The sequence below is a fragment of the Chromohalobacter nigrandesensis genome, from assembly GCF_023061285.1.
GTDB classification, from domain to species: Bacteria; Pseudomonadota; Gammaproteobacteria; order Pseudomonadales; family Halomonadaceae; genus Chromohalobacter; species Chromohalobacter nigrandesensis.
Map to the genome: position 1 here is coordinate 95262 of NZ_JAKGAM010000010.1, position 25430 is coordinate 120691.

At 59.8% G+C, this 25430-nt stretch carries 29 protein-coding genes; 13 read left to right on the plus strand and 16 right to left on the minus strand.

All coding sequences use genetic code 11. From position 1 onward, the window contains the following. Entirely contained in the window at positions 1–408 is a 408-nt protein-coding gene (hepT, locus tag L1073_RS12560; RefSeq protein WP_246899751.1) for a type VII toxin-antitoxin system HepT family RNase toxin, read from the plus strand. A gap of 47 nt (positions 409–455) precedes the next feature. Here hepT and L1073_RS12565 read toward each other — a convergent pair whose 3' ends face one another. Beyond that, positions 456–1199 (minus strand): GntR family transcriptional regulator, encoded by a 744-nt coding sequence (locus L1073_RS12565; protein ID WP_246899753.1) that lies wholly within the window; start codon positions 1197–1199, stop codon positions 456–458. A gap of 50 nt (positions 1200–1249) precedes the next feature. Next, the gene (uraH, locus tag L1073_RS12570; protein WP_246899754.1) at positions 1250–1606 is read right to left on the minus strand and encodes a hydroxyisourate hydrolase; all 357 of its coding nucleotides are present in this window, start codon (positions 1604–1606) and stop codon (positions 1250–1252) included. 127 nt (positions 1607–1733) lie between these two features. On the opposite strand from uraH, the gene uraD reads away from it, so the two are divergent. Then, complete coding sequence (gene uraD, locus L1073_RS12575; RefSeq protein ID WP_246899755.1) at positions 1734–2258, plus strand: 2-oxo-4-hydroxy-4-carboxy-5-ureidoimidazoline decarboxylase; 525 nt, start codon at positions 1734–1736, stop codon at positions 2256–2258. Positions 2259–2368: 110 nt separating this feature from the next. Next, positions 2369–3199 (plus strand): IclR family transcriptional regulator, encoded by an 831-nt coding sequence (locus L1073_RS12580; RefSeq protein WP_246899756.1) that lies wholly within the window; start codon positions 2369–2371, stop codon positions 3197–3199. 3 nt (positions 3200–3202) lie between these two features. On the opposite strand, the gene L1073_RS12585 is transcribed toward L1073_RS12580, so the two are convergent. After that, positions 3203–4057: an SDR family oxidoreductase gene (locus tag L1073_RS12585; RefSeq protein WP_246899758.1), complete on the minus strand. Its 855-nt coding sequence runs from the start codon at positions 4055–4057 to the stop codon at positions 3203–3205. 165 nt (positions 4058–4222) lie between these two features. On the opposite strand from L1073_RS12585, the gene pyrB reads away from it, so the two are divergent. Then, positions 4223–5254: an aspartate carbamoyltransferase gene (gene pyrB, locus L1073_RS12590; RefSeq protein ID WP_246899760.1), complete on the plus strand. Its 1032-nt coding sequence runs from the start codon at positions 4223–4225 to the stop codon at positions 5252–5254. A 32-nt stretch (positions 5255–5286) separates the two neighbouring features. On the opposite strand, the gene L1073_RS12595 is transcribed toward pyrB, so the two are convergent. Beyond that, positions 5287–6114 (minus strand): helix-turn-helix transcriptional regulator, encoded by an 828-nt coding sequence (locus L1073_RS12595; protein ID WP_246899762.1) that lies wholly within the window; start codon positions 6112–6114, stop codon positions 5287–5289. Between the two features lie 122 nt (positions 6115–6236). Here L1073_RS12595 and L1073_RS12600 point away from each other — a divergent pair, with 122 nt between their 5' ends. From L1073_RS12600 to L1073_RS17360, 3 genes are all read left to right on the plus strand, one after another. Further along, positions 6237–7046, plus strand: coding sequence for a carbon-nitrogen hydrolase family protein (locus L1073_RS12600; RefSeq protein WP_246899764.1), 810 nt, complete (start codon positions 6237–6239; stop codon positions 7044–7046). A gap of 57 nt (positions 7047–7103) precedes the next feature. Next, a complete protein-coding gene (locus L1073_RS12605) occupies positions 7104–8426 on the plus strand; it encodes an APC family permease (RefSeq protein WP_246899766.1) in 1323 nt (440 codons plus the stop codon). Between the two features lie 70 nt (positions 8427–8496). Then, the gene (locus L1073_RS17360) at positions 8497–8697 is read left to right on the plus strand and encodes a hypothetical protein (protein WP_425531586.1); all 201 of its coding nucleotides are present in this window, start codon (positions 8497–8499) and stop codon (positions 8695–8697) included. 57 nt (positions 8698–8754) lie between these two features. On the opposite strand, the gene L1073_RS12615 is transcribed toward L1073_RS17360, so the two are convergent. The 7 genes from L1073_RS12615 to L1073_RS12645 form a co-directional block, all read right to left on the minus strand. Further along, the gene (locus L1073_RS12615; protein WP_246899767.1) at positions 8755–9525 is read right to left on the minus strand and encodes a cache domain-containing protein; all 771 of its coding nucleotides are present in this window, start codon (positions 9523–9525) and stop codon (positions 8755–8757) included. Further along, positions 9522–10292 carry a FadR/GntR family transcriptional regulator gene (locus tag L1073_RS12620; protein WP_246899769.1) on the minus strand — a complete coding sequence of 257 codons (771 nt, stop codon included), beginning with the start codon at positions 10290–10292 and terminating at the stop codon, positions 9522–9524. Before L1073_RS12620 ends, L1073_RS12615 begins: the two co-directional genes overlap by 4 nt. A 131-nt stretch (positions 10293–10423) precedes the next feature. Further along, positions 10424–11149 carry a substrate-binding periplasmic protein gene (locus L1073_RS12625; RefSeq protein ID WP_246899770.1) on the minus strand — a complete coding sequence of 242 codons (726 nt, stop codon included), beginning with the start codon at positions 11147–11149 and terminating at the stop codon, positions 10424–10426. Beyond that, complete coding sequence (locus L1073_RS12630; RefSeq protein WP_246899772.1) at positions 11146–12522, minus strand: glutamine synthetase family protein; 1377 nt, start codon at positions 12520–12522, stop codon at positions 11146–11148. Before L1073_RS12630 ends, L1073_RS12625 begins: the two co-directional genes overlap by 4 nt. A 27-nt stretch (positions 12523–12549) precedes the next feature. Beyond that, positions 12550–13893 (minus strand): cytosine permease, encoded by a 1344-nt coding sequence (locus tag L1073_RS12635; protein ID WP_246899774.1) that lies wholly within the window; start codon positions 13891–13893, stop codon positions 12550–12552. 119 nt (positions 13894–14012) lie between these two features. Continuing rightward, on the minus strand, positions 14013–14171 hold the full coding sequence (locus L1073_RS12640) for a hypothetical protein (protein ID WP_246899775.1): 159 nt from the start codon (positions 14169–14171) through the stop codon (positions 14013–14015). A 61-nt stretch (positions 14172–14232) separates the two neighbouring features. Next, entirely contained in the window at positions 14233–14421 is a 189-nt protein-coding gene (locus L1073_RS12645) for a ferredoxin (protein WP_246899777.1), read from the minus strand. Positions 14422–14780: 359 nt separating this feature from the next. Here L1073_RS12645 and L1073_RS12650 point away from each other — a divergent pair, with 359 nt between their 5' ends. The 5 genes from L1073_RS12650 to L1073_RS12670 are packed head-to-tail and all read left to right on the plus strand — an operon-like array spanning position 14781 to position 20204. Continuing rightward, positions 14781–16232, plus strand: a complete 1452-nt coding sequence (locus L1073_RS12650; protein WP_246899779.1) for an aldehyde dehydrogenase — start codon at positions 14781–14783, stop codon at positions 16230–16232. A 12-nt stretch (positions 16233–16244) separates the two neighbouring features. Next, positions 16245–16937, plus strand: coding sequence for a type 1 glutamine amidotransferase (locus L1073_RS12655; protein WP_246899781.1), 693 nt, complete (start codon positions 16245–16247; stop codon positions 16935–16937). 36 nt (positions 16938–16973) lie between these two features. Then, a complete protein-coding gene (locus tag L1073_RS12660) occupies positions 16974–18182 on the plus strand; it encodes a cytochrome P450 (protein WP_246899782.1) in 1209 nt (402 codons plus the stop codon). A gap of 15 nt (positions 18183–18197) precedes the next feature. Continuing rightward, positions 18198–19448, plus strand: coding sequence for an NAD(P)/FAD-dependent oxidoreductase (locus tag L1073_RS12665; protein ID WP_246899784.1), 1251 nt, complete (start codon positions 18198–18200; stop codon positions 19446–19448). A 39-nt stretch (positions 19449–19487) separates the two neighbouring features. Then, positions 19488–20204 carry a type 1 glutamine amidotransferase gene (locus L1073_RS12670; protein WP_246899786.1) on the plus strand — a complete coding sequence of 239 codons (717 nt, stop codon included), beginning with the start codon at positions 19488–19490 and terminating at the stop codon, positions 20202–20204. 187 nt (positions 20205–20391) lie between these two features. Here L1073_RS12670 and ruvX read toward each other — a convergent pair whose 3' ends face one another. The 5 genes from ruvX to L1073_RS12695 all read right to left on the minus strand — a co-directional run bounded on the left by ruvX (position 20392) and on the right by L1073_RS12695 (position 24324). Beyond that, positions 20392–20838, minus strand: coding sequence for a Holliday junction resolvase RuvX (gene ruvX / locus L1073_RS12675; RefSeq protein ID WP_246899787.1), 447 nt, complete (start codon positions 20836–20838; stop codon positions 20392–20394). Beyond that, entirely contained in the window at positions 20838–21395 is a 558-nt protein-coding gene (locus L1073_RS12680) for a YqgE/AlgH family protein (RefSeq protein ID WP_246899789.1), read from the minus strand. Before L1073_RS12680 ends, ruvX begins: the two co-directional genes overlap by 1 nt. A 117-nt stretch (positions 21396–21512) precedes the next feature. Continuing rightward, complete coding sequence (gene gshB, locus L1073_RS12685; RefSeq protein ID WP_246899790.1) at positions 21513–22466, minus strand: glutathione synthase; 954 nt, start codon at positions 22464–22466, stop codon at positions 21513–21515. Positions 22467–22544: 78 nt separating this feature from the next. Further along, a complete protein-coding gene (locus L1073_RS12690; RefSeq protein ID WP_246899791.1) occupies positions 22545–23279 on the minus strand; it encodes a CvfB family protein in 735 nt (244 codons plus the stop codon). A 169-nt stretch (positions 23280–23448) separates the two neighbouring features. Beyond that, a complete protein-coding gene (locus tag L1073_RS12695; RefSeq protein ID WP_246899793.1) occupies positions 23449–24324 on the minus strand; it encodes a LysR family transcriptional regulator in 876 nt (291 codons plus the stop codon). A gap of 125 nt (positions 24325–24449) precedes the next feature. On the opposite strand from L1073_RS12695, the gene L1073_RS12700 reads away from it, so the two are divergent. Beyond that, the gene (locus tag L1073_RS12700; RefSeq protein WP_246899794.1) at positions 24450–25298 is read left to right on the plus strand and encodes an alpha/beta fold hydrolase; all 849 of its coding nucleotides are present in this window, start codon (positions 24450–24452) and stop codon (positions 25296–25298) included. Positions 25299–25430: the final 132 nt, after the last annotated feature.

Genomic DNA, 25430 nt, shown 5'->3' on the forward strand with positions numbered 1-25430 from the left:
GTGGAAATCGAATACATCGACGCCATGCGCGAGCATCTCGCCACTCTCGCCGAGGAGTTGGAGCAGCTGCATCAGGCCGCAACAACGCCCGAAGGCTTGAGCGCGCTTCTCTATCGCGCTACTGAGCGCAACCTCCAGTTGCTTACCGAAGCCTGCATCGGCATCGCCAAGCAACGTTTGAAGTCACTCGGTATCGTGGTGCCCAGCGATGCGCGACAGACCTTCACCAAGCTACACAGCCTGGGACATGACGATAGCGGCACGCCCTGGAGAAAGGTGATTGGCCTGCGTAACGCGCTGGTGCACAACTATCTGAACCTGGACGCCGGAATCGTCGAGCACATCATTCGTCAGCGTGACTACCGGAACCTGCTCGACTTCGCCGAGACACAGCTCTCGGCACCGTAAAGGTGCCGGCGCACGATGGGAGCTGCAAGATTAAACCCTGCGAGGGCTTACGCTGGAGTGGCGCCAAAGATAGCGTACAAATCCGGCGTTTCTTCGGGGGCTTCGGCGATGGAGAGCGAGGCTTCGATGGCCTTGAGGTGGCGCTGCATGAAGGCGCGGGCGCGCTCGGCGTTGCCGCTTTCCAGATGCCGGATCAGTTCGTCGTGATCGTGGGATTCGCAGCCGAGATGGCCGGTGTTGCCGTAGACGGCGAGGATCAGCGACGAGCGCGAACACAGGCGGCCGACGAATTCGCTGAGCGTGGCGTTGCCCGCCAGCGCGGCCAGTTGGTTGTGAAAAGCCGCCGAAAGCTTGATCGCCTCGCTCTGCTTGCCAGCCTTGAGCGCCTGACGCTCGCGGTTGGCGCAGTCCCGCAGTGCCTTGAGGTCGCTCTCGGTGACGCGTGAAGCGATTTGCGCCATCAGTTCGCATTCCACCAATTGGCGGGCCGCGAAGACATCGCGTGCCTCCTCGGCGGTGGGCCGGGAGACACTCGCGCCACGCCGTGGCGTCAAAGTGACGAGGTGCTCCAGCGCCAGGCGCTGCAGGATCTTGCGGATGCCGGTGCGGCTCACGCCAAACACCTCCGACAAGGCATCCTCGCGCAGCCGCGCACCGGGCTGCAGGCGGTGCTCGATGATGGCATCGCTGATCGCGCGGTAGATGGCGTCATGACGCTGCGCCCCATCGCCGGCCTTGCCCTCGTTGCGACGCGTTTGCTTGGCAGGATGCGCCCGAGGTAACTCGCTCATTCACGGCTCCCGAATACGTTTGCGCCGATCATCGCATTGCCGGCCACGGCTCAGCTACCACGGTAGGTGGAATAGCCAAACGGTGATAACAACAGCGGCACATGGTAGTGAGCATCCGCATCGTCGATGCCGAAACGTATCGGGATACTATCCAGGAAACGCGGACCGGAGGCGGCAGCGCCCTCCTGGCGATCGAGATACGCACCAGCCTCGAAGACCAGCTCGTACTCGCCGACACGAAATGCCTCGCCTTCGAGAAGCGGACCCTCGCAGCGGCCATCGTCATTGGTCACGAACTCGCCTAGCGTCTGGCGGGCATCGGCATCGAGCCGGTACAGCGTCAGGCGCAGGCCATTGGCGGGACAGCCCCGCGCGGTATCCAGTACGTGCGTGGTGAGATAGCCCATGATGTCTCCTTGCGGTCGACATGACTCCAAGGGGCGGGCAACGCGGCAAGATGGACGCATGCGCCGTTACCCCTTACCCTGATTTTGTATACAACAACTGCGAACAACATAGCATCAGGAGACGCGCATGCGCCAACCCTTGCTCTCGCCGCGCCCCACGACGCTCGACCGCGCGGCTTTCGTGGAAGCATACGGCGGTATTTACGAACATTCACCGTGGATCGCCGAGGCGGTATGGGATAGCGGCCTCGCGACCCATCACGACACTCCCGAGGGCCTTGCCGAGGCCATGGCGGCGATGCTCGACGCGGCAGCGCCCGAGGACCAACTCGGGGTTATTCGCGCGCATCCCGACCTGGCCGGCAAGGTCGCGTTGGATGGCGGTCTGACCGATGCTTCGACTAACGAGCAGGCCGGCGCGGGGCTCGATCAGTGCTCACCGGAAGAACTCACCCGCTTCGAGCGTTTGAACGCCGCCTACAAGGCACGTTTCGGTTTTCCCTTCGTCATGGCCGTCAAAGGCTATCATCGCCGCGAGATTCTCGATGCCTTCGAGGCCCGGCTCGCGCATACGCCCGACGAGGAACGCCGCATCGCCATCGCGCAGATCCACCGTATCGCCCTGCTACGTCTGGACGCCCATACCGCCTGAGTTCAGGCATACGTCTGTGGTGAGTCTAGGCGTGCGCCTTTGGTGGGCTAGCGAGGCCTTGGAATTCATGGAAGAATTTTCCATGAATATTCCATGAGAGAGAGCCTGGCGTGACGGAAAGCAAACGCAAGTCGGTCGGACGCCCCGCCGGTAATGGCAAAGCCACCAGCGGCCACAGTCAATCGTTGGTGCGGGGTTTGAGTATTCTCGAAGGCCTCGCCGCCGCGCCCGGCGGGCTCGCCCTTTCCGATATCGCCCAAGTCGTGGGCCTGGCGCCGTCAACCACGCACCGCCTGCTGCAGGCGCTGCATCAACAGGGCTTCATCGCTCAGGATGCAGAGATGGGCGTGTGGCACATCGACGCCAAGACGTTCCGCGTGGGTAACGCCTTCCTCGAGGCGCGCGATTTTGTCGCCACCGCCCGGCCTTTCCTGCATCAATTGACGGCAGAGACCGAGGAAACCGCCAACCTGGGCATTCGCGATCACGGCATGGCGGTATTCCTCGCGCAGAGCGAGTCACCGCAGATGATGCGCATGATCACGCGGCTGGGATCACGCGCCCCGCTGCATGCCTCGGGCGTCGGCAAGGCGCTACTCGCCTGGCTGCCGCGTAACGAGGTCGAGCGCATTCTCCACACGCGCGGGCTCGACAAGGTCACGCCCAACACCCTCGACACCCCGGCCCGCCTGCGCGACGCCCTGGGCGAGATCCGCCGTCAGGGCTACGCCTGCGACCGCGAGGAACACGCCATCGGCCTCAACTGCGTGGCAGCGACGCTGCACGACGAAAACGGCCTGCCGCTCGCCGCCATCTCGGTCTCCGGCCCCGCCGCGCGGATTCCCGAGGCACGCCTCGCCGAACTCGGCGGCCTGGTCAGCCGCGCCGCCCGCAAGATCACGGCGCAACTGGGCGGGCGGCTACCGCAGGAGCTCGCCTGAAACTCAGGTATTGAGGATCACGCCACCGTTGAGATGCAGCGTCTGACCGTTCATGTAGGAGGATTCTTCGCTGGCTAGGTAGACGTAGGCGGGGCCCATTTCGCTGGGCTGCCCGGCGCGGTTCATGGGCACCTGGCCGCCGAAGCCGGAGACTTTGTCCGCGTCGAAACTGGCGGGAATCAGCGGCGTCCACACCGGGCCGGGAGCCACGGCGTTAACACGAATGCCACGCTCCACCAGTGACATCGCCAGCGAGCGCACCAGGCCCTGAATGGCGCCCTTGGTCGCCGTGTAATCGATCAGCGTGTCGTTGCCCTTGAAGGCATTGATCGACGAGGTGGCGATAATGGTATCGCCTTCGTGCATGTGCGGCAGCGCGTGCTTGGCCATGTAGAAATGGCTGAACACGTTGGTCTGGAAGGTCCGCTGCAACTGGTCGTCGGGAATCTGCGTGACGTCTTCCCAGTCATGCTGCTCGGCTGCGTTATTGATCAGGATATTGAGCTTGCCGAAGGTCGCCAGCGTCGTATCGACCACGTGACGACACAGCATCGGATCACCGACATCGCCTTGTATCAGGACGCACTCTCGTCCCTCGGCTTCGACCAGTGCGCGGGTGTCTTCGGCATCACGCGTTTCATTGAGATAGACGACGACGCAATCGGCGCCCTCGCGGGCGTAATGCACCGCTACGGCGCGGCCGATACCGCTGTCGCCCCCGGTGATGATGGCTACCTTGCCGTCGAGCTTGCCGGTGCCGCGATAGCTATCACGGATATACTCGGGCTCGGGACGCATGGCGTGCTCGTCGCCGGGTTGGTCGGACTGTTCCTGTGCGGGGAAATGTTGCTCGCCCATGACATTCGCTCCTTGAATGGTGGGATATGGCATTCATTACCATAGAAGTCGTTCCCACCCAGGCCAAGCGAAGCGCACCGATCGACGCAAGCAGCGGATGAAGCCAGCGACGCGTATGCGTACACTACGCACAGCGACCCCCTGCGCCACTTGCGAGGCTTACCGATGAGTTCCCACCTGCTTTCCGTCGATTCCCTGTCCCGCGATTACGTCGAGCACCTGATGCAGCTCGCCGGCCGCATGGAGCCCTTCGCCCAGCGGCGCAAGGTGACCCGCGTGCTCGAAGGCGCGGTACTCGGCAATCTATTCTTCGAAGCCAGTACGCGTACCCGCATCAGCTTTCACGCGGCGTTCTCGCGTCTCGGCGGCAGCGTCTGCGACACCACCGGCTTCACCTTCTCCTCGATGGCCAAGGGTGAATCCCTCTACGACACCAGCCGCGTGATGGGCGGCTATGTCGATGCCATCGTGCTGCGCCATCCCGACCAGGGCGCGGTGGCAGAATTCGCCGAAGCCACCCGCGTGCCGGTGATCAACGGCGGCGACGGTCCCGGCGAGCATCCCAGTCAGGCGCTGCTCGATCTGTACACCATCGAGAAGGAATTCGCGCGTCTGGGCAAACGCCTGGAAGGCGCGCACTTCCTGCTCACCGGCGATCTCAAGCACGGCCGCACCGTGCACTCGTTGATCAAGCTGCTATCGCTTTTCAGGCCGCTGCGCATCACGCTGGTCTCGCCGCCGGGCCTTGAGATGCCGCGTCATTTGATCGACCTGGTCACCTCGCGCGGACATCGCGTCGAGCAACGCGAAAGCCTGGCCAACGACTTCAGCGATCTCGACGTGATTTACACCACGCGCATCCAGAAGGAACGCTTCACCGAGGAGATGTCGGAAGCCTTCGCGGGGATGTCCCAGGACTTCATCGTCGACCGCGCCTTCCTCGATCAGCGCTGCTCGCCGACCACCATCGTCATGCATCCTCTGCCGCGTGACAGCCGCCCCGGCGCCAACGACCTCAATGTCGATCTCAACGGCGACCCGCGCCTGGCCATCTTCCGCCAGGCCGACAATGGCATTCCGGTGCGCATGGCGATCTTCGCCAACCTGCTGCAAGTCGAGGACTATATCGATCGTGATGCTCAAGACGTGCGCTGGTTCGTGCCGCCGACCTATGGGGTGGACGACCGCACGCTATAAGACTGGGAGCGTCTGCCCGTAGCGTGCGCAGCTCAGCGGCGCGCCTGCCAGAACAACGCAAATAGCTCCGACTGCGAGTTGATGCCCAGCTTGGCGTAAAGATGCTTCTTGTGGGCGCGCACGGTTTCCACCGAGATCGCCATGCGCCGGGCGATCTCCTTGGTCGAGCTGCCGCCAAGCATGAGCTGGCTGACTTCGCGCTCGCGTTCGGTCAGCGTCTGGTGGGATTCCAGCTCACGCGGCGCCTGGGGAGAGGGATGCCATGGATGCGGCCCCGGCGGCGTGCCATCTTCGTGCTCGAATTCGAAATGCATGCGCTGGCGCATCAGCGCCAGCATCCATGGCTGCACCAGGCTCAGCAGGCCGAGCGCCTCGGGCGAGTATGCACGGGTCGAGCCCAGCGACAGGCATAGCGTGCGCTCGGCATCGAGCGGGCAGTTGAATTGGATCTCATCGGCGACGATGTTGCGCTGGAAGTAACGCTGATAGTACTCGGTATGCTGGAAGCACTGCGGCGCCACGTCAGCCAACGTGTACAACCCGGCACGCGCGCGGTCTCGGGCATCGATATAGAACGGGTCGAGCAGATACAGACCGCGCTGATAATCCTGGAACAACGCCTCATCGGCACCATCGTCCTCGTCGCTTTCCGCGAGGATGTGCGGCGGCTGGCGATGATGGAAGATCAGCACCACCCAGGTATCGAAGCCGACGTGACGCCCCAGGGTACGCACCGTAGCCAGCCAGAAATTGGCGCCATCCAGCTTGTCCGCCAGGGTCCCGAAGGCACGATGCCAGGCCACGCTTTCCAGGGCGCTGGGTGCCGGCGCCTGCCCGCTATCGTCTGCATCGCTCGTCATCTCGCTCTCCTCGCTCACCCTGATGGGGTAACCCCACCGGGGAATGGTCATGCCCGTGTGATCGCGGATACTGAAGGGCATCCGAATGACCGCACAGCCACAATGACGCTTCGGAGTCTTTCATGCAGATAGCTTTGGCACAACTGGCCGGCCGCGAGGGCGACATCGCCTACAATCTCTCGCGCACCCTGGCCTGTCTACGCGACGCCGCCCCCGAGACGTCGCTGATCGTCTTTCCCGAAACTCACCTCACCGGCTTTGCCGAACCCGGCCACGTCGACGACCGCACGCTGACCCTCGACGGCGACGAACTCGCCACGCTTATTGCCACCAGCCGCGAGCACGACACCGCGCTCGCCCTGGGCCTTCTCGAGCGCGATGGCGAGCGCGTTTTCAACACCACCGTCTTGATCACGCCGGAGGATGGCATCGCGCTGCGCTACCGCAAGGCGCATCTATGGCCCGATGAGCGCGACCTCGTCGCCCCCGGCGATCGCGTGGGTTGCGTCGAATGGCGCGGCCTGCAGGTTGGCTTGTTGATCTGCTACGACCTGGAATTCCCTGAGCCCGCACGCGCGTTGGGGCAACTCGGCTGCGATCTGCTGCTGGTCACCAACGGCAACATGGACCCCTATGGCCCCATGCATGCCCGCGCCGCCCAAACGCGTGCCCAGGACAATCATTACTTCGTCGCCATGACCAATCGCGCGGGTGAAGGTGCGGGACTGACCTTCGCCGGCGAGAGCTCACTGGTCGCCCCGGACGGCGAGGCGCTGTTCCGCGCCGGCCGCGAGGAAAGCGTCACCACGCTGCAACTCGATCCCCAGCGCTTGCCGGACGCGCGGCGCGATTACGACTACCTCAAAGACTGCCGTATCGGCCTGCAAGGCCAGCGCGAGGACACCGAGGGAGGCCGCTACTGGCACTTCTGATTTCAAGCACTCGCAACAACCACTAAACAGTCGCAACAACCACAACAGGAGGCGACGATGAACCAAATGAAGAAGACCCTCTCACTGAGCCAGGTCGTGCTGTTCGGCTTGGCCTACATGACGCCCATCATCGTGCTGGGCACCTTCGGCGTGCTCGCCGTTACCACGCAGGGCGCCGTCTCGGGTGCTTACCTGGCGGCGCTGATCGCCATGCTGTTCACGGCGCACAGCTACGGGCGCATGGCCAGCGCTTACCCGGTGGCCGGCTCGGCCTATGCCTATGTGCGCCACGCCATCGACGACCGCCTGGGTTTCATCGCTGGCTGGGCGATCCTGCTCGATTATCTGTTCCTGCCCATGGTGATCTGGCTGATCGGTGCCGCCTATCTGAACTCGGCCTTCCCGGCGATTCCCACGCCGTTATGGCTTCTGGCCTTCATTGCCGTCACTACCACGATCAACATCCTCGGCCTCAAACTGGCGAGCGCGATCAATAGCGTGATGATGCTGGTGCAGCTCCTGGTGTTGATCGCCTTCGTCGGCCTGAGCATGCATTACGTACTAGGCGATCCCACCCAACCCTTCTGGAGTCTGACACCGTTCCTGGGAGCCGACTCCGCCGCGATCCTGCCGGTACTGATGGCGGGTGCCGCCGTGGCGTGCTACTCCTTCTTGGGGTTCGATGCCGTCACCACGCTGACCGAAGAAACCAAGGACCCACAACGCACTCTGCCGCGTGCCATCCTCTTGATCACCCTGATCGGCGGGCTGATCTTCGTTGTGGTGTCGTATTTCGTACAACTCGCCGCACCGGGGCATGACTTCGCCAATCCCGATGCCGCGGCTTATGAGATCGCGCGCAACATTGGCGGCGATATCTTCGTCTCGATATTCCTGATCGGGTTGGTAGTTGGCCAGTTCGCCTCGGGCATCGCCGCGCAGGCCAGCGGCGCGCGCCTGCTCTACGCCATGGGCCGCGACGATGTGCTGCCAAAGCGCTGGCTGGGCAAATTGAGCCGCTTCGGCACGCCGCTGGGCGGGCTAGTATTCAGCGGTTTGGTCGCCTTGCTGGCGCTGACCATGGACGTGCTCTCGGCGGCGTCCTTCATCAACTTCGGCGCCTTCCTGGCCTTCGCCCTGGTCAATCTCTCAGTGATCTTCCACTACTACCTGAAGGAGCGCCGCCGCAGCGGGCTGGATACGCTGTGGTTCCTGATCTGCCCGTTGATCGGCCTGGGCGCGATCCTGTGGCTGATGATGAGCCTGGACCACCTGGCGATCATGCTGGGCAGTGCGTGGCTGTTGTGCGGCCTGGCGTGGTTGACCTGGCTGACGCGTGGCTTCAGCCGGCCGACACCGGAGCTGAACCTGGAGAGTTGATCATTCAGGGTTAATAGCTAAGCGCACCCCGCGACCCGCCCAGGCCGGTCGCGGGCGTTTACGGCATGCGTTGCAGGAAGGTGTCGTCGGCGAAGAAGCTTTACAAGATCAACTGCGCGGCGATGCCATCCACGCCATCGTCACGGTAGTTGCCACGGTGACCGGCATCGCGGGCGATGCGCTTGGCGGCGCGCCTGACAAGGCAGCACCATGTTGTGATGACGGCTACCTACTGGTATTTAGCACTGGTCACAGATCTCATAAAGACTGAGACATATAATAACCGGCTAGCTTGCTAGCACTGATGCTGGGCAATAACAAATTAACCTCAGGAAATATAGTGATTTAAGCAAACTAAACGCCAGCTTTCTACGGAGTGCCCAAGTGTAATGTAGTAATATGATTGGGAGCTTGAGTGGGAGAAAGGTTTGAAGAACTCGCCCACTAGGTAACGTGATGAGTTCGAAGCGATGACGCGTAAGTCGTCGTTGACAAGAATGAGTGGCTGGTTCTGCTCGACCAAGTGAGGTGTTACGACAGCTTCGAGGTTATTAAGGGGTACATCCGCACCGGCAATTCCGAGAAATTGACCATCATATACGATTGGTAACGAGAAGGTACAGATATACATATCGACCCCCATCATGTCGACGTAGGGGCCGATAACATGCCCTACTCCTTCACACCTCGGCTTATAGAACCAAGGCATATTAGGGTAATCGTAGAAGGTATCGCCACCTTCATCAAGATTGACTCTCAATGGTATAACGTGACCAGGCTTGACTCCATCCCGCCACCATTCGAGATGCAAACGAGTATCCGCTAGAACATTCGGCGCAACGACGAAACCGGCGCCATTAATCTGCACGTTCGTCTCAGAAAGCAACCGTTTGACGGTACCTTGCAATTCGGCGAGGTCTTTCTTCAGTACCTGTTGACGTTGCCGTTCAGCCAACCCCCATAGGCGGATGATATCATCCCGAACCTTCTCGGCCGTATTGACAATAACGTATACTGACTCTTCGATATTCTTAGCACAAGCACGAACTTTATCGTTACGATCTTCCACCCCGCTATAAAAAAAATCGTTCCGAGTCATGAGCTGTCTCCCGTCCCCATCGCATCGTCGGATGTTTCCAGCCTCAGACGAGCATCAATCACGCGTTCCATATTCTTTTTACACAAATCAGTCGATAATGCACTGGACAATATTCCGTCGCCTCTAGCGATGGCATCCTCAATTGCCTTAAGCCTATCCACGTAAGCATTGAGAGCCTTGGCATCCAGTGGGTCGATCCACAGGAACATACCGAGTTCCGACTGGAGCTGCATCTCGGCCTGCGTTAACCGTACAGACTGGGAGACCATGGCAACATTGACATGAAAACGCATATCGGCACGACGCTGGTCGGAGCGATCCATGGCTTTTTCCATAATGCGGATTTGCTTAGCGATTTGATCGAGATCATCGGCAGTGGCTCGTTCTGCTGCCAATCGAGCGGCATGTCCACTGATGGCTGCACGCTCATCGCCATAGTCTCGCAGATCGAAGACACTGTAGCGGCGAAATTCTTGCAGCAACCTGGCATGAGCGATATTGAAGTTCGCTGTGACGAAACTGCCGCCTTTGCGGCCCCGACGGGTTTCGACGAAGCCTTGTGCCCGTAGCAGTGACAATGCTTCTCTGACCGTGACCGTCGCAACACCGAACTGGGAGGCCAGACCGGCTTCACTGGGTAGCTGGCCCCCCTCGCTGAAAATACCCAGGTCAATGGCTTCAATCAACCGACGCACCACCTCTTCGGCCTTACCCGTGGAGGGAATGCGGAGAAAAGAGACATCTTGTTGGGAAGATAGGTGATTCATCTAGACAGTCCGATGGTAAATTCCATTTTACTACGTGAGAGAATACACCATGCTATGACCATCATCACCACTATAAAAAATGTCCAGCAACATACAGTGGTGTACGTACATTGCCGGAGCCCCTAAAAGTATCAGTGACGATCAAGCAATTGGCACTGATCATCAAACGGATAAGCTAGTGTCGGCATCCATCGCTCCCAGGCAGATTCCAGTGAGCCATTTGCAATAATTTCGTCGAGCGCCCAGTTTACCCTGACCAGCCAGTCGGACTGATTTTTCGCTACCACCGCGCCCCAGACATTGCGCGTCGGCACGGTGAAGGCAATCGTCAAGTCATCGGCTTCCAGCGGTACGAGCGCGACATCATCATCTACCAAGGCATCGATATCACCTGAACGCAAGGCGGCGACCATGTCGCCGAAGACATCGTCACTGGCCCCGTCAAAGGGCACCGGTACCGCGCCGCTGAAGGTCTCGGCCAGCGCCATGTTGAGGCTGTTGGCGATCGCCCCGACACGACGACCTTCCAGATGCTGAGACGAAGTGATCCCGCTACCCGACCTGACCATCACCGACTCGTCGAAGATGGCATAGGGCTGGGTGAAATCACCCAGCGTCTTGCGATAGTCGGAAATCCCTTGCCCACACAGGAGGAGGTCGCCCTCCCCAGCGTCGAGTGCCGGATAGAAATCGCTCCATTGCCGGTAGACCCATTCGACTTGCCGATCCAGTCGTTCGGCGATCAGGCGGGCGACATCGGCTTCGTAGCCATGCCGCTCGCCCCGTTCATCGCGTTCGAACAGCGGCGGTGCCGGCAGATCGGCACAGATAACCTTAAGCGTGTGAGACGCCGTCATGGTAGATACTCCTTGTACATATCGAGCTCCCACTCGGTGACGGCGGCGCAGTAGCGTGCCCACTCGTCGTGTTTCAGTTCAGCGTAGAGTGTGGCCAGGGTCTCCGGGAACGCGCCCTTGATGACCGGGTCCTTGTCGAACGCCTCGACCGCTTCACCCAAGGTGAGCGGGATACGGACGCTGGCATCGATATCGCGCCCATAACTGCTGGCGTCGCTGCTCTGGCCGGGATCGAGCTGGTTTTCCAACCCGTGCTCGATCGCTGCCAACAGCGCGGTATGCGACAAGTAAGGGTTCACGCTAGCATCCGGCATCTTGTATTCCAGACGGCCGACCGCCGAGAGCCTGACGCTGCAGGTCTTGTTGTCCATGCCCCAGTTCACCTGAGCGGGGGCGAACTGGCCGACATCCCAAAAGCGCTTGTAGGAGTTGACGGTCGAGGCCATGATCAGCATGGACGCCGGAGTATGTTTCAGCATGCCGCCCAGCGAGTAGCGAGCGACATCGCTCAGATGCAGTTCAGTACGCCCCTCTTCCTGGAAGGCGTTGGTATCGCCCCGCCACAGGCTGAGGTTGTGGTGACAGCCGTTGCCCATGCCGCCGGTATAGGGTTTGGGCATGAAGCTGGCCGTGACGCCGAACTCCTTGGCGACCTGACGGCAGATCTGGCGATACAGCACCAGGCGATCCGCCGTCAGTTCACAGGTATCGAACATCCAGTTGAGTTCGAGCTGATACGGGTCCTCGTAGTCCCCTTCGATCATGTCGAAACCCATCTCGGTCGCGTAGTCGATGACCTTCTGGTAGATGGGACGCATGAGCTCCAGGTTGCTGAGCTGGTAAGCCGGGCTGGCATCCGGTCGCGGATGGATCTTCATGGAATCACCCAACCAGGACATTTCCGGTTCGCATCCGGATTTGAGCTGCATGCCCTGGCGCTCCGTGAACCCTTCATGGGCACGGATCAGCAGACCACGCGGATCGGTCGATAGGGGCTGCCCGCCAACCTCAAGTCGATGACCAGGCTCGTAGACCCGGCAAAGAAACGCCCCGACGGAGCGATCCCAGGGCAGGACTCGGAACGTATCCAGATCCGGCATAGCGGTAAATTCAGCCGCCTGCGTACCACCACCCAGCAACTCACCATAGCGGTTACATTGCATATTGCTGATGGCGGTACGATGGAACTGAATGCCCTTGGCCAGATTCCTCTCCAACTGAGTCGCCGGTACGACCTTGGCCAGCAGTTTCCCTCCCAGGGTGACAACCTGGTAATAGATATACTTGACCCCAGCTTCCTGGATGCGTGCACGGATCTCCTGGATCTTCACGTCATCCATGTTCTTTTCGATATGCGAATTCAGGGCGGTCATGTGTAACTTCCTATACTGTTGTTGATGTTATGACGCTTCGGACGCGCCGGGATGCTTTTTGCTACCGATCTGCCAAAGTCGTACGATCCAATAGAAAAGTGCAGTCACTAAGAAGGTGGGCAGGCCTGCACTGATATATAGAAACAGCGGACCTGGTGAATCGGCTACGGGGTTGTAGGACCAAAAGTAAAAAATTCCGCCTAGAATTATGGCAACACAAGCCGCATAATTGATGCCACTCTGATACCGATAAATCAGTGACGACTGGTCATACATACCAACCATATCAATCTTGTAACGTCGGATGATAACAAGCTCGGTAACCAGCACTGCCCCAAAAGCAGCCATGATGAACGAGATATACGAGAGGAAAGTGGTGTAGCCGTCGTAGAATGTAGGTGTCAGCATCAGTAGTATGGCAGGCAACGTCGTGGCAATCGCCCTAGCCCATGGCCACTGAGGGAACATCGTCTTAATACTGATTCCCTGCGAGTAGACCAAAATTGTCGCCGAAGTCAGGTTCGCCAGGATCAGCAGTATCAGACCCAATATACCGAAGATGGGACCACCAGCGGAGATCATCCACTTAGCCGGATCATACACGCCGACCAGTAGTGCTGTAAGTGCTCCCAGTATAGCCGCGATATTAAGCAGAACACCCCAACCAATGAAGCTACCCCATACAGCTATCTTCTCGGTTTTAGCTAGCCGACACCACTGGCCAAAATAGGCTGCCCAAGAGAATCCCAAACCAACGTTCCATTCGATTGCCGACATTAGGCCACGCTGTGGGTCATCATAGGGAGAGGCAGGCACGGCATTAAAGGCTTTATCCAATCCTTCTACCCACAGAATGTAGAAAATCAGTCCGGCGATAATCGCAAAAATCGTTGGCACACCGACGCGATTGAAAATTTTAATGGCTATGGGACCTTTGTAAGCGATCATCCAAGCAACCACAAAAGCACTTATCGCAAAGATCGGCGCCCCAATCGAGCGATCAGTCATCCAGGCAGGCATGTTGAACTCAGCGAACAGCGTTGTGAAGGATTCGCCGAGCATAAATGTTGCCATTGTCATAAACCCTAAGTTTATGACTATAAATATAAACATAAATATATTGCTGCCCAGCCAACCGAGAACAGCACGTGCACCGATAAAGGTATCTACCCCATATCGACAGAAGAATTTGGCCAATCCAAGCAACATCAGAACCGGCATCGCATTACCGAAGAGAATGACGGGAATCGCCTGACTGGCCGGCAGGACACTGCCAGTATAGCCACCGATCAGGAAACTCCATGCCGCGATACCGAACCCCACCATCATCATGACGTAATCCGTCAATCCAAAGGGGCGTTCATTGGACATTGCCGGCAATATCCCGAAATGGGACGCCGCCTCGTCTTGGGAGGGTTGGGTCTTGGGACTCGTGTTCATTGTTGACCTCTAAACATTTGTTGTTGTGGAAAAGGTCCGGAGACTAAGAGCTACAGACTTAGCAGTAACAGCACGGTTATCAACGCACAGGCGCCGATCGGCATGAGCCAGTCTCCTGTTGTCATTTCTTCAGGTCGCTCCCCACCTTCAATGCGGGAAATGCGGTTCATCAGGTCTTGTTGGGTCTTGTCATCTAGGTTGGTATTCATGTCACACACCTGCGGTTGTTGTTAATCGTTTTTGTTGCGGCAGTACCGTGGTGTCACGGCGTTATTCGACAATCGTGATCGCCTGCTCGGGACACACGTCGGCCGCTTCTTCCGCGACATCGCGTAAACTGTCGTCGGGAAGTTCCTCATACTGCAGCGTGCCGTTGTCGTCGAAGCGAAAGATTTCGGGCGCCGCAATGACGCACTGCCCGTGATCCTGGCACTTGCCTCTATCCACGCAGACTTTCATCGCCATTCTCCTTACGGCTTGGGGCATGGACCGGAGCCTCGTGTGTCAGAAACATCGGCCCCGGTGTCGCTTGAAACATATGTCACCATATTTTTACTGTCAAACATTCCTGAAAAAACCCACCACTAGCCACTACAATCGCGGCCACCATCGACAATGACCGTATGGCTCATCTGAAAACCACCCAAGATTCAAAAATAAAATATATTTAAATCAATATATTTATATTACTTTTTCGAGCTGTTCAATCATACATTTGACATAGAATGTTTTAAATCATATGGTTCATTGACAGATCCGGCCCACCCGGACCGGCCTTTCCTGAATCACAAGGACAACCACATCCAGGATTTAAAAACATGTTTAATAACAATGCGTTAAGCAATCATCTGTGGATCAACGGCCGCGCCTGCCAAGCGAGTTCGGGACGACAATTCGAGTGTCTCTCGCCACGTGATGGCACTCTCCTCGCCACGATAGCTGCAGGCGAAAAGGCCGATATCGATCTCGCCGTCACTGCCGCACGAGCCGCAGCGGACAACTGGTCACGCCGTAGCCCTCAGGAGCGCCGGCAACACTTGTTGCGCCTGGTCGACCTCATGGAGTCCCACCACGAGGAACTCGCCCAACTGGAGAGTCGCGATACCGGCAAGCCGATCACCCATGCGCGCCGTGATGATATTCCGCTCGCCATTCGCTGCGTGCGCTTTTACGCCGAGGCCATCGACAAGTGTTATGACCAGATCGCCCCTACGGCGTCCGATGTGCTGGCCACGATTCGTCGCGAACCACTGGGCGTGGTCGGTGCCGTCGTGCCGTGGAACTTCCCGTTGATGATTGCCTGCTGGAAACTGGCCCCTGCCCTGGCCGTCGGCAATACGGTCGTTCTCAAACCGGCGGAACAATCCCCGTTGACGGCCATACGGCTGGCGGAACTGGCCACCGAGGCCGGCCTGCCGGATGGCGTCCTGAATGTGGTGCCCGGTTATGGCGAAACCGCCGGCGCGGCGCTGGGTCTGCATCCCGATGTCGATGCCATCAGTTTCACGGGCTCGGGGGGCGTCGGCCGCCTGTTTCAACGCTATGCCTCCGACTCCAACATGAAGGCTGTCTTTGTGGAGTGCGGGGGCAAGAGCCCGCAGATCGTGTTCGACGACGCCGAGAATCTCGACGAGGTCGCGGCGGCCGTCGCCCAGGGAATCTGTTACAACCAGGGGCAGGTCTGCAGCGCCGGCTCCCGCCTGCTGTTACAGCGCTCGATCGCGGATGATTTCATGCAGCGGGTCCTGGCCCATGTCGACCGCTGGCAGCTCGGCGACCCGATGGACGATTCGACGACAATGGGAGCCATGATCGAGAAGCCGCATCTGGCCCGCGTCCAGAATCTGATCGATACCGGTCATGAACAGGGCGCGGAATTGGTCTACCGGGGACAGTCGTTCGATTCCCTGGATGGTTTCTACATGCCGGCCACCGTGTTCGATCATGTCAGCCGCGGGATGACCATCGCCCAGGAAGAGATCTTCGGTCCGGTACTGGCCGTGACCCGCTTCGATAGCGACGACGAAGCGCTCGCCGAGGCCAACGGCACCCGCTACGGTCTGGCGGCGGCTGTCTGGACATCCTCATTGTCACGAGCGCATCGCGTCAGCCAGGGCCTGAAAGCCGGTACCGTCTGGGTCAATAACTATGATGGCAGCGACATCACGGTACCGTTCGGCGGGTTCGGCGAGTCCGGCAATGGCCGTGACAAGTCCCTGCACGCGCTCGACAAGATGTCGCAACTCAAGACCACGTGGATTCAATTCTGAGCCGAGGTCCTGATGACCCTTTCATCTGCGATAGTCCTGTTACACAGCAAAGAGGATACGACCGGCAGCCTGCCGGCGATTCTCGACGAACACGCTCTCGATATCGACATTCGCTATGTCGATGACACGTTGCCCGATCCCGGCGACGATCAACTGGTCATCGTCATGGGCTCGATTGAATCACCCTACGACCATACGCTGCCCTGGCTGTCCGGCGAACTGGCCTGGCTGAAGTCATTGATCGAGCGCAATCACCCGGTATTCGGGATCTGCTTCGGCAGTCAGGTACTGGCCCGCGCCCTCGGCGGCGAAACCTATCGCAATCACGCGCCGGAGATCGGCTGGACACCGGTCGAGACCACCGACCCCGCGCTCCTGCCGAGCGGCCCGTGGCTGAATTTCCATTTCGATGCCTTTACCGCACCGCCTGCCGCGCGGCTTCTCGCCAGCACGTCCATGTCGCACCAGGCGTATATCCACCGGCAGCAGATGGGGATGCAGTTTCATCCGGAGATCACTCCGGCGATGTTCGATTCCTGGCTGGCGGCTTGGGAGCAGATGGCATCGGGCCGGCAATTTCTCGCCGACCATCCGGACATTCCCGGACGGCTCAGACAGGAGATCGCCGACAACGAAGTGGACAACCGGAACCGCTTCAGGCAGGTATTCAGCGCCTACCTGAATCGGGTAAGCCGCGCGTCATAGACCACGGATTTCAATAACAACCACCAGGTGACCGACATGAACACGGCAACGCAAGACACCCTCGATAGTGCATACTTCAATGTTTCCGATCCGGATTTCGTCATTCACTCCCAGGCAGTGCATGACGCCCGGGAACGAAACTGGTTCGCCAGAACGAATTACGGCCTGGCGGTACTGCGCTATGAAGAGATGAAAACGCTGCTTCGCCACCCCAAGTTGCGGCAAGGCAGTGCTGCCTGGCCCCGCCACAATGGCGTGACGGAAGGCAAGTTCGCCGACTGGTGGAATGAAGTCTTGCTCAACAAGGAAGGCCCGGATCACGCCAGGCTGCGTCGACTGGTCAATCCGGCGTTCTCACCCAAGGTGCTGGAGCAGATGAATCCGCGTTTCCAGGCGCTGGCGCAGGAACTGATCGATGCCATGGTGGCGAAGGGCGAGTGCGAGTTCATGAGCGAGTTCGCCGAGCCGTATGCGGCGCGGGTCATTTGCATCATGCTGGGGCTACCCGAGAGCGAGTGGAACACGATCGCCAAGTGGTCGGCCACGCTCGGGCTGGCACTGGGTATCACGCTGAAACAGGATCTGCCTCGCATCGAGGAGGCGCTGGAGGGCCTGTATCACTATGCAGATCAGTTGATCGATGATCGTTTAGCCAACCCTGGCGACGATTTCGTGTCCAAACTGGTTCTGGCGCAGCGGGATGACGATGCCTTGAGTCATGATGAGCTGCGGATCATGCTCGTGCTGTTGATCTTCGGCGGCATGGACACGACCCGCAACCAGCTCGGCCTGGGCATGGAATCGTTCATGCAGCACCCGGACCAGTGGGAGCGTCTTGCTGAGCGACCGGAATTGGCCAGTAACGCCGTGGGCGAGGTCATGCGAACCAACCCCACCGTGACCTGGGTGACTCGGGAAGCTATCGAGACCTTCGAATTTCAAGGTTTGCAGATCGACGCCGGAACGACCGTTCACCTGTTTTCCCAGGCTGCCGGGACGGACCCGCGAGCGATGCCGGACCCCAGCTTCAATATCGAGGCCGAACGCCCGCCCCACTTCGGGTTTGGTGGCGGCACCCATCACTGTCTGGGCCACTTCATCGCCAAGAGCGACATGAGCATTGCCATGCCGTTGCTGGCCCGGCACATGACTCGGATCCGCCTCAACGGCGACCCCCAGTGGCTGCCCCGCAGCGGCAATACCGGGCCGGTATCGCTTCCCTTGACCTTCCAGGTTCGCCGGTAACGAGGAGAGACGCTCATGGCAGAGGGAATCGTTATCGTCGGCAGTTCTTTGGCGGGTCTCCGCAGTGCCGAGCAGTTGCGCAGCCAGGGCTGGGAGGGGGCGATCACCCTGGTCGGTGAGGAGCCTTACCTGCCCTACAATCGTCCACCGCTTTCCAAGCAGGCGCTGAGCGATGCCCGGACGCTTTCACTGGAGAGCCTTCATGAAACAGTCGCGCTCGGGCTGAAACCGCGTCTGGGCGAGGTCACCTGGCAACTCGGGAGACGCGCTGTCTCGTCGGATCTGGCAAACCAGCGTATCACGCTGGATGACGGTCAGGCGCTCTCTTACACCGGGCTGGTCATTGCGACCGGACTGCGTTCTCGCTCGCTTCCCGTCCACGGCGGCGAATCGCAACGTTATCGGCTCCGAAACCTGAATGATGCCTGGCAACTGGCGCAGGGCCTGACCGAAGGCTGTCGTATCACCATTGCCGGCGCCGGCTTCATCGGCTGCGAACTGGCCGCCACAGCCACGCGGCTGGGGTGCACCGTGAACGTCATCGATGCCGCGCCAGCACCGCTCGTCAATGTCATGGGATCGCCATTCGCCGACGCTCTGTTGCAATACCATCAACGGCATGGCGTGTCCTTCCATCTCGACACCCTGATCGCCGAGATCGCGGAAGACGAGCGGGGCAATCTGCAAACCGTCGCGCTCAGCAACGGCACAACGATCGATACTGACATTCTGGTCGAGGCGATCGGCAGCCAACCGAACACGGCGTGGCTGGACGGCAACGGCATCGATATCACCGACGGGGTACAATGCCAGAGCGACATGTCGGTACCGGGCCATGGCAACGTAATTGCCGTTGGCGACATTGCCCGTTTCAACAACCCGCTCTTCGATGATGTCTGCCGTCGTATCGAGCACTGGAACATCGCGGTCGAAACGGCAAGGACAGGCGCTGTTACCCTATTAAGCCATTTGGGCGACACACCGCGGACGCGACCGGAGGACACGAAACCAATCGTGCCCTCATTCTGGAGTGATCAATTCGATATCAAGATTCAGGGTATCGGGCTCCCGTCGATCGCCGATAGCACGGAGCCTCTGGATGGCAGCCTTCATCAGGGCATTAGCGATAGCAGCCTGTTTGCCATGGGATACTACCGGGACGGCAGACTGACGGGGATCATCTCCATCAACGGGGAAAAGAAACAGCCCGATTACCGCAACATGTTACTGGATGCTTTGCAGACGGCGGACACAGAAACCACTTGAACAACTGCATGATGCAAAATAGATGATCTCGGACACGATATGAAAGCACTTTCTCTCTGCATCATTGAAAATGGCCTGGTGCCGGATGGCCTAAAGTCACGATTCGGTTCCTACCCGGACATGATCCGGCAGTGGCTGTCACCAAGCCTTCCCGAAGCCAGTTTCGACGAATGCTCGCCCGTCTCCGGCGAAGCGCTGCCCGCTGCAGATGCTTACGACGGCTATCTGCTGACGGGCTCACGCCACAGCAGTTATGAGGACGGCGACTGGATCCGCGATATCCGGCAGTTCCTGCGCCAGGCCATCGATCTCGAGCGCCCGGTCTTCGGGATCTGTTTCGGCCACCAGATCATGGCGGATGCCTTCGGTGGCCAGACCATCAAGGCAGACAATGGCTGGGGGGTCGGCGCCCAGGAATATACCGCCTCCTTGGGGATGCCCAACGACAAGGCGGGGGTCTTCGTCTTCCACCAGGACCAGGTCACGTCCGTTCCTCCAGCGGCGAAGGTGATCGGTGGCTCCGCCCACTGCCCCAACGGCGTTCTTGAATACAGCTTTCCCGCACTCTCCGTGCAATTTCATCCGGAATTCCCCGCTGAATATGTTGAAACGCTCGCCAACAAATACGGGGGAGATGTCATTCCCACGGACACGAGCCAAGCCGCCATCGCCAGCCTGAAGAACATTCCAGTGGATAACACTAGACTAGCTAGCAACGTTGCAGGATTTTTCAGGAAATGGACGGAAAGTGGGTAAAACCAAGCGCGATGCACGTCATACTAATAGCTCTTGCGTCTGACTGCTTCAAAAAGCTACTAAAAAGGCAACTGTGCTTTGAAAATGGGCTTCAGCCGGCCGACACCGGAGCTGAACCTGGAGAGTTGATCATTCAGGGTTAATAGCTAAGCGCACCCCGCGACCCGCCCAGGCCGGTCGCGGGCGTTTACGGCATGCGGTGAAGGAAGGTGTCGTCGGCGAAGAAGCTTTGCAAGATCAACTGCGCGGCGATGCCATCCACGCCGTCGTCGCGGTAGTTGCCACGATGACCGGCATCGCGGGCGATGCGCTTGGCGGCGCGTGTGGAGCCGCGTTCGTCGAACACCTCTACTGGCTTGCCGAAACGCCCGTGCAGGCGGTTACCGAACTTGCGCGCGCGCTGACTCATGTCCGACTCGGTGCCATCCATGTTGAGCGGCAGCCCCACGACCAAAAGATCCGGCTGCCATTCCTCGAGCAACGCCTCGATCTGCTGCCAATCGGGAATCCCGTCACGCGCGGGTAGCGGTGCCAGGGCCGTGGCACTGCCCAGCATTTCGTTGCCGACCGCCACGCCGATGCGCCGCGTGCCGTAATCGAAGGCCAGTACCAGCCGCTGCCCTGCCTCGGCCATCAGGAATGTCCCGCCTCGCGCGTCATCAGATTCAGATCGACACCCAGGATGCCCGCCGCTGCATTCAGGCGTTGCTCCGAGTGAACATCGAAGAGGATCGAGGCGTCGCCTTCCACCGTCAGCCAGGTGTTCTGCTTGAGCTCGTCCTCGAGCTGACCTGCCTGCCAGGCGGTGCAGCCCAGACAGACGATGAAGTCTTCGGGCCCCCGACCCTCGGCGATGGCCTTGAGTATGTCCATGGAGGTCGTCAGGGCCAGGTCGTCAGCGACCTGCAGGCTGGAATCCCAGGGCAGGTTCGAGCCGCGGTGCAGAATGAAGCCACGATCCTTGTGGACCGGGCCGCCATAGTGAACCGGCAAGTCGCGCTGCGGGCACTCCGAGGCATCCAGTTCGAGCTGCTCGAGCAGGGCGTCGAGCGTCAGCTCCATGGGACGATTGACGACCACGCCCATGGTGCCGTTGTCGTCATGGTCACAAATGTAGGTCAACGTCCCCTTGAAGTTGGGGTCGTCGAGGTGCGGCATCGCCAGCAGAAAATGATGCTTCAAGCTTTGCATGAGCCTCCCGGGCGTCGAGACGCGTTTCGCTCTCACTTACGCCGAAATTGGTGCTTTTCGCAACGATTGTATCATTCCACTCGCCGAACCTCGCCATCCTGGGATGGCGAGCGGCGCTCAGAAGCGCCGGGCAATGGCGCCCATCAAGAGTCCACCGATGTCGGTGCCGCGCTGCGCGTCGATCTCGCGCACGCAGGTGGGGCTGGTGACGTTGATCTCGGTGATGTAATCACCGATCACGTCGAGCCCGACGAAAATCAGGCCCTTGTCGAGGATCGCCGGTTTGACCTGCTCGATGAGCCAGTAATCGCGGTCGGTGAGCTCGCGGGCCTCGCCGCGCCCACCGGCCGCCAGATTGCCGCGTGTCTCGCCGGCGCTGGGAATGCGTGCCAGGCCATAGGGTACGGGTTCACCATCGATCAGCAGGATACGCGTGTCGCCGGCCTTGATCTCGGGCAGATAACGCTGCGCCATGATTTGGCGCGTGCCGCGCTCGGTGAGCTGCTCGATAACCGAACCCAGATTGCGCCCCTCCGGCGTGATATGAAAGATGCCGTTGCCCCCCATGCCGTCCAGCGGCTTGAAGATCACATCGCCGTGCTGGGCATGAAAGTCACGCAAGACGGCATCGTGGCACGAGACCACGGAGGGCGGAATGCAGTGCGGGAACTGCTGGGCGAAGAGTTTCTCATTGCTGGTCAAAAGCGCCTGGGTGGGATTGACCACCAGCACGCCCTCGCGCTCGGCGAACCCCAGCAAGTGCACGGCGTTGAGGAAGTGGTCATCCACCGGCGGGTCCTGACGCATCAGGATCACGTCGAGTTCCGCCAGCGGCGCGGCCTGTACCGCCTCGAGCCGATACCATGCCTCAGGGTCGCGATACGCCTCCAGCGCACGCATGCGGCCCATGGCGCGCCCGCCTTCCAAGTACAGGTCTTCCGGCTCGAGATAATAAAGCGACCAGCCGCGTTGCTGAGCGGCCCACAGCATGGCCAGGGTGGTATCTTTCTTGTAGGCGATATCGGCGATGGGATCCATCACCACGCCGAGCTTCAAGGCGCGCTCGCTCATGATCGGTCTTCCAGGTCAGGAATGAATGCGCGCAGTATGCCGCAGCGACCAACGGAAGACCAAGGTGGCGAGGGCGCGTCAGTCCGACTGATGCGCGTCTATCGCCTCGCGCGTCAGGCGGATGCCATCTTCCTCGATGGTGATGAGCCGCTTCTTGTAGAGCCGCCCCACCGCCTGCTTGAAGGCGCTCTTGCTGACGCCCATGCGTGCCTTGATCTCGGCAGCGGGCGTCTTGTCGCCCAACGCCACATACCCGCCGTGGCAGCGCAGCAGCTCCAGCACCTTGTCGCCGACCACATCGAGCCCCGCCTCGCCGGGCGGCAGCATGGCCAGGTCTAGGCGCCCGTCTTCGCGCACGCGCTTGATGTAACCGGTCAGCCGCTGGCCGCGCCGAGGCGGATGAACAATGTCATCGGCGTACAGCAAGCCCCAATAGCGGTGATCGACCACCGCCTTGAAGCCGAGATCGGTACGCTCGGCGATCACCAGCGCGACGCGGTCGCCGGGCGTCATCCCCGGCGCCTCATCGGCCAGGAAGCGATCCAGACGCATCGACGCCACCGGCCGCCCCTGGGCGTCCTCATAGAGCATCACCAGCACCCGCTTGCCGACCTCAGGACGAAAGCGCTGCTCGGCGAACGGCAGCAACACATCCTTAGGCTGGCCCCAATCGAGAAAGGCACCGGTCGTGTTGACCGCCACGACCTTGAGATACGCCACCTCGCCAATACGCCCCAGGGGCGGCCGCGTCGCACTCGACGCACGCTGCCCGGTGGCGGATGAACGTGGAGACGGAACTTGGGAACGGGACATGGTAGCGGCCACTGACGAGAGATATGTCCTCATTATGACGCCGCCGGGCAACGTGAGCAAAGGCCATGGCGGGGGTTTGGCGTATAAATCGGCGGTCGGTGGCAGGACTTGTCGCATGACATCGGATGGATCACGACGGGTTGTCTAGTTCGGGCGCCAGGAACGTCCTTTACTTAGCGACGAGCGCGCCGTTGTCATCGAGTTCTCTCGCAAGCTCCTGCATTAGACCGCGCACAGCATGCGAGTGGCTTTTACGGCTCATTCGCAGGACATAGATGATTGCCGGAGGCGGCGTCAACTCACGGTTCATGACCATCATCTCCGGTGTGACATGACGCTTGTTTAGCAGAGATATGCCTAGACCGGCATTCACCGCCGCCACAACGCCAGAGATACTGGCGCATGTCATGACAGTGGAAAAGCCTGGCGGTAACGACTGTCCGACCTCCATCGCCCAACGTCGATAGAAACAGGCATCATCGAAGGCGACCAAAGGCAGCGGCCGCGTCGTATCGAGTATGAGATCGGGCGACTTCACCCAGTGAAGAGTCTCCTTGGCGAGTACTGAATCCGACCCACGCTGACGATGTTCGAAGAGTTGCAGCAGTCCTAGATCGAGCTCGCTGCGGTCGATTTGCTCCTCGATCGTCAGGCTCTGACCGACGTGCGTATGCACCGTGACCTCCGGGTGGCGTCGCGTAAAACGGCCCAGAACGCGCGCCAGATTGCCGCTCGTCGTGTCCTCGGTCACACCAAGCCGGATCTTCCCACTCAGTGGCGGCGCCCCTAGACTCATCACGGCTTCGTCGTGCAAGTCGAGAATACGTCGCGCATAACGCAATAATCGCTCACCTTCTGGCGTGAACGGCGATTGCCCGGCGCTCCTCGTCAACAACTTGCAGCCTAGCCCGTCCTCCAACCGCTGGATCTTGTGTGACACCGCTGACTGAGACAGTGCCAAATGCTCCGCTGCCCGCGTGATACCCCCGTGATCCGCAACGGCGCGTAGCGCTTGCAGTGCGCCCACCTCAAGTCTTGGGCTCATCACACCTCACATGACAAATATCGATTCATACAGAAAAATAATCAATTTGAGTCATTATAAAGCGTACCGCAGCCTAGAAGGATGACACCACCATTTCTTAAAGGCACTTCAGCCAGGAGCTGACCATGAAGCATCTCGCGACTCATCACCTCCTGATCGATGGCAAACGCATCGCTCACGGCGTTCACGGGAGCGGCGAGCCCGTCGTCTTGTTGCACGGTACTCCCTCCTCCTCGCTCATCTGGCGAAACATCGCGCCACGTTTGATCGCAGCGGGTTACCAAGTGCATGTCTTCGATCTATTGGGCTACGGTCTTTCCGAGCGCCCCCAGGACCCGTCAGTCGACACCTCGATTTCCGCGCAGGTGCCGATCCTCGCAGCATTGATGGATCATTGGGGATTGAGTACGGCTCACTTGGTTGCACACGATTTTGGCGGTGGCATTGCCCAACGGTTCGGCATTTTCCACCCCAAGCGACTGCGTTCACTAACACTGCTCGACGTGGTGAGTTACGACAGCTACCCCTCGCCACGCACCCGTCAGCAAATGGCCGACGGCCTGGAAAAACTTATCAAGGCGCCCGATGCCGAGCACCGCGCCCATTTCCGTGAATGGTTATTGACCGCCGTCCATGACCAGCACGCGCTGGCAGATTCCGTACTCGACACATACCTCGATTTCATCAGCGGGCCCATTGGGCAACCCAGCCTCTTTCAGCACCAGGTTCGCCACTACGACCCTAAACACACGCTGGAAATCGCAGACCGATTGCCTGAACTCGGTAGCCTGCCGGTTAAGCTCATCTGGGGAGCGGATGACGCCTGGCAAAGCGTGGATTATGCCCACCGCCTGAATGCGGATATTCCGGGCTCTGAACTCACCGTGCTGGAAAACTGTGGCCACTTCTCGCCCGAGGATCAACCGGAAGCGATCTCACGGTTATTGATCGATTTCCTCGGCCGACATCAATAGGCGGGCTTTTCCTTTCCCCTTTTTACCGCCTCCAGAGGCGTGCCCATGGCGAGATTGAATGCGTCCGGTGACACGATCAGCGCCGGACGCATGCCTTCCCTTGATTCCTCCTAATACTGATCAAGGCTGTTC

Excerpts from the sequence above, each read along its gene's own strand:
- L1073_RS12565 (WP_246899753.1), bottom strand. The coding sequence starts at position 1,199 with ATGAGCGAGTTACCTCGGGCGCATCCTGCCAAGCAAACGCGTCGCAAC.
- uraH (WP_246899754.1), bottom strand. The coding sequence starts at position 1,606 with ATGGGCTATCTCACCACGCACGTACTGGATACCGCGCGGGGCTGTCCC.
- uraD (WP_246899755.1), top strand. The coding sequence starts at position 1,734 with ATGCGCCAACCCTTGCTCTCGCCGCGCCCCACGACGCTCGACCGCGCG.
- L1073_RS12585 (WP_246899758.1), bottom strand. The coding sequence starts at position 4,057 with ATGGGCGAGCAACATTTCCCCGCACAGGAACAGTCCGACCAACCCGGC.
- pyrB (WP_246899760.1), top strand. The coding sequence starts at position 4,223 with ATGAGTTCCCACCTGCTTTCCGTCGATTCCCTGTCCCGCGATTACGTC.
- L1073_RS12595 (WP_246899762.1), bottom strand. The coding sequence starts at position 6,114 with ATGACGAGCGATGCAGACGATAGCGGGCAGGCGCCGGCACCCAGCGCC.
- L1073_RS12600 (WP_246899764.1), top strand. The coding sequence starts at position 6,237 with ATGCAGATAGCTTTGGCACAACTGGCCGGCCGCGAGGGCGACATCGCC.
- L1073_RS12605 (WP_246899766.1), top strand. The coding sequence starts at position 7,104 with ATGAACCAAATGAAGAAGACCCTCTCACTGAGCCAGGTCGTGCTGTTC.
- L1073_RS12615 (WP_246899767.1), bottom strand. The coding sequence starts at position 9,525 with ATGACTCGGAACGATTTTTTTTATAGCGGGGTGGAAGATCGTAACGAT.
- L1073_RS12620 (WP_246899769.1), bottom strand. The coding sequence starts at position 10,292 with ATGAATCACCTATCTTCCCAACAAGATGTCTCTTTTCTCCGCATTCCC.
- L1073_RS12625 (WP_246899770.1), bottom strand. The coding sequence starts at position 11,149 with ATGACGGCGTCTCACACGCTTAAGGTTATCTGTGCCGATCTGCCGGCA.
- L1073_RS12630 (WP_246899772.1), bottom strand. The coding sequence starts at position 12,522 with ATGACCGCCCTGAATTCGCATATCGAAAAGAACATGGATGACGTGAAG.
- L1073_RS12635 (WP_246899774.1), bottom strand. The coding sequence starts at position 13,893 with ATGTCCAATGAACGCCCCTTTGGATTGACGGATTACGTCATGATGATG.
- L1073_RS12640 (WP_246899775.1), bottom strand. The coding sequence starts at position 14,171 with ATGAATACCAACCTAGATGACAAGACCCAACAAGACCTGATGAACCGC.
- L1073_RS12645 (WP_246899777.1), bottom strand. The coding sequence starts at position 14,421 with ATGAAAGTCTGCGTGGATAGAGGCAAGTGCCAGGATCACGGGCAGTGC.
- L1073_RS12650 (WP_246899779.1), top strand. The coding sequence starts at position 14,781 with ATGTTTAATAACAATGCGTTAAGCAATCATCTGTGGATCAACGGCCGC.
- L1073_RS12655 (WP_246899781.1), top strand. The coding sequence starts at position 16,245 with ATGACCCTTTCATCTGCGATAGTCCTGTTACACAGCAAAGAGGATACG.
- L1073_RS12660 (WP_246899782.1), top strand. The coding sequence starts at position 16,974 with ATGAACACGGCAACGCAAGACACCCTCGATAGTGCATACTTCAATGTT.
- L1073_RS12665 (WP_246899784.1), top strand. The coding sequence starts at position 18,198 with ATGGCAGAGGGAATCGTTATCGTCGGCAGTTCTTTGGCGGGTCTCCGC.
- L1073_RS12670 (WP_246899786.1), top strand. The coding sequence starts at position 19,488 with ATGAAAGCACTTTCTCTCTGCATCATTGAAAATGGCCTGGTGCCGGAT.
- ruvX (WP_246899787.1), bottom strand. The coding sequence starts at position 20,838 with ATGGCCGAGGCAGGGCAGCGGCTGGTACTGGCCTTCGATTACGGCACG.
- L1073_RS12680 (WP_246899789.1), bottom strand. The coding sequence starts at position 21,395 with ATGCAAAGCTTGAAGCATCATTTTCTGCTGGCGATGCCGCACCTCGAC.
- gshB (WP_246899790.1), bottom strand. The coding sequence starts at position 22,466 with ATGAGCGAGCGCGCCTTGAAGCTCGGCGTGGTGATGGATCCCATCGCC.
- L1073_RS12690 (WP_246899791.1), bottom strand. The coding sequence starts at position 23,279 with ATGTCCCGTTCCCAAGTTCCGTCTCCACGTTCATCCGCCACCGGGCAG.
- L1073_RS12695 (WP_246899793.1), bottom strand. The coding sequence starts at position 24,324 with ATGAGCCCAAGACTTGAGGTGGGCGCACTGCAAGCGCTACGCGCCGTT.
- L1073_RS12700 (WP_246899794.1), top strand. The coding sequence starts at position 24,450 with ATGAAGCATCTCGCGACTCATCACCTCCTGATCGATGGCAAACGCATC.